Annotated in this window: 4 protein-coding genes; 3 read left to right on the plus strand and 1 reads right to left on the minus strand. The window is 71.7% G+C overall.

The features are described from left to right. Nucleotides 1–233: 233 nt before the first annotated feature. Complete coding sequence (locus tag ACFVGO_RS32605; RefSeq protein WP_380635693.1) at nucleotides 234–1,853, minus strand: chitinase; 1,620 nt, start codon at nucleotides 1,851–1,853, stop codon at nucleotides 234–236. Between the two features lie 399 nt (nucleotides 1,854–2,252). On the opposite strand from ACFVGO_RS32605, the gene ACFVGO_RS32610 reads away from it, so the two are divergent. The 3 genes from ACFVGO_RS32610 to ACFVGO_RS32620 all read left to right on the plus strand — a co-directional run bounded on the left by ACFVGO_RS32610 (nucleotide 2,253) and on the right by ACFVGO_RS32620 (nucleotide 5,804). After that, nucleotides 2,253–3,047, plus strand: a complete 795-nt coding sequence (locus ACFVGO_RS32610) for an isoprenyl transferase (RefSeq protein WP_181970663.1) — start codon at nucleotides 2,253–2,255, stop codon at nucleotides 3,045–3,047. A 238-nt stretch (nucleotides 3,048–3,285) separates the two neighbouring features. Next, complete coding sequence (locus tag ACFVGO_RS32615; protein WP_359899497.1) at nucleotides 3,286–4,617, plus strand: PhoH family protein; 1,332 nt, start codon at nucleotides 3,286–3,288, stop codon at nucleotides 4,615–4,617. Nucleotides 4,618–5,045: 428 nt separating this feature from the next. Next, nucleotides 5,046–5,804, plus strand: coding sequence for a transglycosylase SLT domain-containing protein (locus tag ACFVGO_RS32620; protein WP_380359217.1), 759 nt, complete (start codon nucleotides 5,046–5,048; stop codon nucleotides 5,802–5,804). Nucleotides 5,805–5,907: the final 103 nt, after the last annotated feature.

Raw genomic sequence — 5,907 nt, forward strand, 5'->3', positions numbered from 1 at the left:
CTACTACCCGCGCTATTCCCTTTTCTTCCCGCCGCTCCGTCGATTTTCCCCCCCCCCCCCCCCCCGCCGCCGGGACATCGAACGCGTTGAAGGGAGGGGAACGGAAGGGCCCGCCGCACCGGTCGGTGCGACGGGCCCCGCCGCCGACGCGCAGGCCCCACCCTCAAGGAGCGGCGCGTCGGGGGAGTGGAGCTCGGGTGGCCGCGGCCCGTGGCAGCCGCGGCCGGGTGCCGTTACGGCATCTTGTGGACGAACGGGCCGACCGCGTTGGAGAACGCGTTGCCGTTGTTGACGTCCCAGTTGGTCGACCAGGTCATCGCGCCGCGGATGGTCGGCCACTTGGCCGGCGGCACGAAGCTGCCGCAGTTGTTACCGGTGGCCAGGCAGTCCAGCGCGTTGTTGACCACGGTCGGCGCGACGTAGCCGCCGCCCGCGGCCCGGGTGGAGGCCGGGACGCCGATGCCCACCTGGTCCGGCCGCAGGCCGCCCTGGATCTGGGTGCAGACCTGCGAGGTGATGAAGTCGATGGTGCCCTGGTTGTAGACCTTGCCGTCGCAGCCGTTCATGCCGCCCGAGTTGTAGAACTGGGTGTTGACGACGGTGAGGATGTCCTTGGTCTTCAGCGCCAGCTGGAAGTAGGCGCCGGAGGTGTTGTACATCCCGATGGTCTCGGGGGCCATGGTCAGGACGAAGCCGGGGCCGACCTTGGCCTGCAGGGAGTGCAGCGCGTCGCCGAGCGGGCCGGCCTGGACGCCGTTCTCCAGGTCGACGTCGATGCCGTCGAAGCCGTAGTCCTTGATGATCGCGTAGGCGCTGTTGACGAAGTTGGCGCCGGCGGTGGCGTCCCCGACGGTGATCGCGCCGTTCTGGCCGCCGATGGAGAGGACGACCTTCTTGCCGGCCGCCTGCTTGGCCTTGATGTCGGCGCGGAACTGGGCGTCGGTGTAGCCGCCGAGCGCCTTGGACAGGCCCGGGTCCAGGGTGAAGCTGATCGCGCCGGTCCTGGTCGGCACGGCGTCGGCGAAGGACACCGCGATGATGTCGTACGCGCTCTGGACGTCGCTCAGCCGCTGCACGGTCGAGTTGTTGTCGAAGTTCTGCCAGTAGCCGGTGACCACGTGGGCGGGCAGGCCGGTGACCGGCGGGGTGGTGCTGGTCGGGGTGGCGGTGGGGGTCGCCGTCGCGGTCTGAGTGGGCGTCGGGGTCTGGGTGGGCGTCGGGGTCGCGGTCCGGGTGGGCGTCGCGGTGGCCGTGGGGGAGGCGGTGGCCGTGGGCGTCGCGGTGGGGGCGGGGGTCGCGGTCGGCGACGGGGTGCCGGTGCCGCCGGGGCCGATCAGCGCGACGTCGTCGGCCAGGTAGGCGCTCTGGCCGTACCAGCCGTGCAGGTAGACGGTGACGCTGGTGGCGTTCGCCCCGGTGGTGAAGGTGCTGGACAGCTGGTTCCAGCTGTTCTGGTTCGACCAGGCGGACGGGTCGGTGCCGCCGGTGCCGCGCGCACCGAGGTAGACGTACGGGCCCTGGACCCACGCGCTCAGGGTGTAGCTGGTGTTGGGCAGCACGCTGATGGTCTGGGTGCACTCGGCGGTGTCGCCGGCGCCCGGGGTCGCCTGGAGCGCGCCGGTGCCGGAGTGGACCGGGGAGGAGACCGTGGTCGCGGCGCCGGTGCAGGTCCAGCCCCCGAGCCCGCCGTCGAAGCCGCCGTTGTCGACCAGGTTGCCGACCGCCGCGCTGGCGCCGCCGGCGAAGAGGGCGAGGCCGCCGCCGGCCAGGGCGAGGGCGGTGGCGCCGGCCGCGACGGCCGGGAGGGGGCTGCGCCGGCGCTTGTGCGAGGGCTGGTTCAGCGTACGGGCCATGGGGCGACGCTCCTGGGGGAGGAGCGGCCGCCGCGGTGGGGGGCGCGGCGGCCGCGTGTGGGGGAGGGGAGGTCCGAAGTGAGCCTGCGGGGCGGAGCCGGAGGATCGTTCCGTCCCGGATCAAAAGCTGGACTAGACCATTGCTGGTCGTCAAGCATCGGAAGAACGGCTTACGGTTCCGTTAAGGATTCGGAGACCGTTCCGTGTCCGCGCCCCGGAAGCCCCGCAGCGGCCCCGCGGCCCGCCCGGACGACCCCCGACACGCCCGTCGGGACAGACTTCGTACAGGACCGTGACCAGACCGCTACCTGCGGCTTTACTGTGCACCTGCGCGCCGGAGTAGGCTGCGCCCGGGGCGGAGACGCACCAGTTGCAACGAGCACGGAGGGGCCGGGAAAGATGGGTCTGCGCGATGTCGCCGAACGGACGCCGGGGCTGCGCACCCTGCTCGGCGGGATGTACGGGCTCTACGGTCGACGGGTCGAGGTCCACCTCGCGAGCACCCCGCGCCACATCGGCGTGATCCTGGACGGCAACCGCCGCTGGGCCAAGGCGGCCGGCGGCTCCACCGCTTACGGCCACCAGCGCGGCGCCGACAAGATCAGCGAGTTCCTCGGCTGGTGCGACGAGACCCACGTCAAGGTCGTCACCCTCTGGATGCTCTCCACCGACAACCTGGACCGCCCGGCCGACGAGCTCGTTCCGCTGCTCGGCATCATCGAGGACGCCGTCACCGGCCTGGCCGCCGCCCGCCGCTGGCGGGTCAACCCGGTCGGCGCGCTGGACCTGCTGCCGCAGCACACCGCCGACGTGCTCAAGCGGGCCGCCGACCAGACCGCCGACATCGACGGCATAACGGTCAACGTCGCGGTCGGCTACGGCGGTCGGCACGAGATCGCCGACGCCGTCCGCTCGCTGCTCCAGGAGCAGGCCGGGCGCGGCACCTCGATCGAGGAGCTGGCGGAGGTCCTGACCGTCGAGCACATCGCCGAGCACCTGTACACCCGCAACCAGCCCGACCCGGACCTGATCATCCGCACCTCGGGCGAGCAGCGGCTGTCCGGCTTCCTGCTCTGGCAGAGCGCGCACAGCGAGTTCTACTTCTGCGAGGCGTACTGGCCGGCCTTCCGCAAGGTCGACTTCCTGCGCGCGCTGCGCGCGTACGAGCAGCGCCACCGGCGGCTGGGGCTGTAACCCCGGCACGGCGGCCCCGGCCACCGGCCCGTCCGGAGGAAATGACCGCCGTAGGCCTGGCCTACCCGGTGCCGGCGCGAGGCCAAACGTTCACCGGCAATGATCCGTCAGTTCTCCGGGGGCGCGAATGCACCGCTCCCCGCCTGGGAATACTCCAGTCAGTCCGGTCCCGAGGCCACCGGGGCAGCGGGGGCCGGCATGCCGCGGATGACGCAGGGTCATCCGCTCTGGAGGCCTAGTGGTCAGTTCGAAGAGCCGCCGGACACCAGACCGGCGCACGTACGTTCTCGACACGAGCGTGCTCCTGGCGGACCCGCTCGCCATGACCCGCTTCGAGGAGCACGAGGTCGTCCTCCCGGTGGTGGTCGTCACCGAGCTGGAGGCCAAGCGACACCACCCGGAGCTGGGCTACTTCGCCCGCCAGGCGCTGCGGCTGCTCGACGACTACCGGATCCGCCACGGCCGGCTCGACGAGCCGATCCCGGTCGGCGAGCTCGGCGGCACCATCCGGGTCGAGCTCAACCACTCCGACGTGTCGATACTGCCGGCCGGCTACCGGGCCGGCGGTGAGGCGGACACCCGGATCCTCGCGGTCGCCCGCAACCTCCAGGCCGAGGGCTACGACGTGACCGTCGTGTCCAAGGACCTGCCGCTGCGGATCAAGGCCAGCTCGGTGGGCCTGCTCGCCGAGGAGTACCGGGCCGAGCTGGCGATCACCTCGGGCTGGACGGGCATGTCCGAGCTGCACGTCCCGGCGGACCAGGTGGACGCGCTGTTCTCGGCCGGCCACGACGCGGGGGTGGACGTCGACGGCGCCACCGAGCTGCCCGTCCACACCGGACTGGTGCTGACCTCGGAGCGCGGCCGGGCGCTCGGCCGGGTCACCGGCGACGGCCGGGTGCGGCTGGTGCGCGGGGAGCGCGAGGCGTTCGGGCTGCGCGGGCGCAGCGCCGAGCAGCGGGTGGCGCTGGACCTGCTGCTCGACCCGGAGATCGGGATCGTGTCGATGGGCGGCCGGGCCGGCACCGGGAAGTCGGCGCTGGCGCTGTGCGCGGGGCTGGAAGCGGTGCTGGAGCGGAGGCAGCACCGCAAGGTGATGGTCTTCCGGCCGCTGTACGCGGTCGGCGGCCAGGAGCTGGGCTACCTGCCCGGTTCCGAGGCGGAGAAGATGGGCCCCTGGGCGCAGGCGGTCTTCGACACCCTCTCCGCCGTCACCACCCCGGACGTGATCGAGGAGGTCATCTCCCGCGGGATGCTGGAGGTGCTGCCGCTGACCCACATCCGGGGGCGCTCGCTGCACGACGCCTTCGTGATCGTGGACGAGGCGCAGTCGCTGGAGCGGAACGTCCTGCTGACGGTGCTGTCCCGGATCGGCCAGGGCTCGCGGGTGGTGCTCACCCACGACGTGGCGCAGCGGGACAACCTCCGGGTGGGCCGCTACGACGGCGTGGTGGCGGTGGTGGAGAAGCTGAAGGGTCATCCGCTCTTCGCCCACATCACGCTCACCCGCTCGGAGCGTTCGCCGATCGCGGCGCTGGTCACGGAGATGCTGGAGGACATCCACCCGTGATCCGCCCCTGATCGGGGCATAGTGGGACAATATGGTCAACTCATGACCTGGAGCCCGCTCCTGACGGAGCGGGCTCCGCCCGTTTCATCACATCGAGTGCTTTCCGTCCGGGAAACCGCCGTACGGTGAATGTGACATGCGCCACGCGAAGGGGAATTGCGTCGACCGTGCCCGGTGCGGCATGGTGAGGGTTCTGTCAGGCCCCGCGTACGGCGCGGCAGGGCTTCCGGACTCCGGGAGTCAGGCCCGGGAAGGTTCGCCAACTCCGGTCGGTGGACACACAATTGAACACCGTTGAGCCGTACGCCGCCCGATTTCAACGCCCGGTCACCTCGGCCGGACGCCGGGCCAGCACCTCCCGTGACCAGAGCACTGTGCGGAGGTCCGTGCCAAGGGGCATGTTGCGCCCGTACGGTCACGCGTGGGCGATGCTGGAAGGAAACCATGTGACTCGGATCTCGGTCCGGGGAGTTGCTGTGGCCTCCGCCACCGCCGTCACCGCTGTCGGTGCCGTCGTGGGTATGGCCTCGGGCAGCGAGGGCAAGACCACGCAGACGGTCGACGTCGCCGGCGCGACCCTGCTTGCCGAAGTCCCCTCTGGCGCCCAGGCGCAGACCATCAGTGACAACATCGGCCAGCAGGCATCCGCCCAGCAGGCCTCCGCCGACGCCGCCGCCAAGGCCGCCGCGGAGCAGAAGGCCGCCGAGGAGGCCGCGCGCCAGCAGGCCGCCGCGGACGCCCAGGCGAAGGCCGATGCCCAGGCCAAGGCCGACGCGGAGAAGGCCGCCAAGGCCGCGGACGACAAGCGCAAGGCCGACGAGGCCGCCGCGAACCGGTCCAAGTCCCGTTCCGCGATGACCGCGGTCGAGGACAGCGCTCCGCCCGTCTCGGTCAGCCCCGGCTCGGTCCAGGACCTGGCCCGGCAGATCGTCGGCAACGACGCGCAGTTCCAGTGCTTCAGCCAGATCGTGAAGCGCGAGAGCGGCTGGGACTACACCGCGACCAACAAGAGCTCCGGCGCGTACGGTCTGGTCCAGGCGCTGCCCGGCACCAAGATGGCCTCGGCCGGTGCCGACTGGCGCACCAACCCGGCCACCCAGATCAAGTGGGGCGTCGGCTACATGAACTCCCGCTACGGCAGCCCCTGTGGCGCGTGGTCGTTCTGGCAGGCCCACAACTGGTACTAGGACCGGCTGCCGCCCCGGCGGCGCGGTTCCCGCGGCCCCCGGCCGTTCGCCCTCCCCGGGGTAGGGGGCAGGGGGGGGAGGGGTCTCTGGAACGGGTGTCACT

This window comes from Kitasatospora sp. NPDC057738, from assembly GCF_042798815.1.
In the GTDB taxonomy this organism is placed as follows: Bacteria; Actinomycetota; Actinomycetes; order Streptomycetales; family Streptomycetaceae; genus Kitasatospora; species Kitasatospora lactacystinica.